The sequence below is a fragment of the Hominimerdicola aceti genome (assembly GCF_025567495.1).
Lineage (GTDB): Bacteria > Bacillota > Clostridia > Oscillospirales > Ruminococcaceae > Hominimerdicola > Hominimerdicola aceti.
On record NZ_JAOQJZ010000030.1, the window covers coordinates 1,878 to 2,406 of the forward strand.

Sequence of the window (529 nt, forward strand, 5' to 3'; positions counted from 1 at the left end):
TGTAATCATACTGAGTAAAATCAAACTGATCCGCTGTGTCAGGCATATAAAAACACTTGTATGTGTTTACCTTTATGTCAGGGCAGATGTCGTGAACACGCTCCTCCGCCACATCTACCTTGTATTTTCCTACTGTTTTTCTTGTGGCAATTATCTGACGATTGATGTTGGTCAGACACACTTTGTCATCATCTATAAGGTCAAGCTCGCCTACACCGCTTCGTGCAAGGGCTTCAACTGCATATCCGCCTACACCGCCTATGCCGAAAATCGCAACCCTGCTGTTGCTGAGCTTTTCCATTGCTTCTTTGCCGAATAAAAGCTCGGTTCTTGAAAACTGATTTAGCATATAAACACTCCTAAATAATGTTTTATTCTTCTATGATATCATATCTATGCCCTTTTTTCAAGTGGATTTTTGCCTGCTTTTATTAATTTTTGTAGTGCTACAATAGATATTGGACAAAATTAAGAAAAAAGAAAAGAGAGATAGGCAAAAATCTGATAAAATAAAGTTACCACACAAATA

At 37.8% G+C, this 529-nt stretch carries 1 protein-coding gene; it reads right to left on the minus strand.

Going from position 1 to position 529, the window contains the following annotated elements; translation table 11 throughout:
• The coding region (locus tag OCV57_RS14195; RefSeq protein ID WP_267302079.1) for a tRNA threonylcarbamoyladenosine dehydratase at positions 1-349 on the minus strand (349 nt) is incomplete at its 3' end.
• Positions 350-529 lie beyond the last annotated feature (180 nt).